General features: G+C 50.2%; 1 protein-coding gene. It reads left to right on the forward strand.

The features are described 5' to 3' along the window. Positions 1-249: transposase (locus H8K52_RS22160; protein ID WP_186924826.1), on the forward strand; the 249-nt coding region annotated here is incomplete at both ends.

The raw sequence follows: 249 nt of genomic DNA on the forward strand, positions 1-249 counted from the left end.
ATGGCGTCCATTCCCTCATCACCGATACCCACGTTACACCAGCCAATGTCCATGATAGTGGTCCCTATCTGGATCGTCTTGATCGGATGCGTACCCGCTTCGGTTTCGAAATTGGCGCAGTCGGCCTCGATGCAGGCTACTTCACACCCCACATTTGCAAAGGTTTAGTTGAGCGCAATATCTATGGCGTGATTGGCTATCGTCGCCCCAATCATAAAGATGGCTTCTTCTATAAGCGCGAGTATGAAT

It is taken from the genome of Affinundibacterium seohonense, from assembly GCF_014284305.1.
Lineage (GTDB): Bacteria > Pseudomonadota > Gammaproteobacteria > Burkholderiales > Burkholderiaceae_D > Undibacterium > Undibacterium seohonense.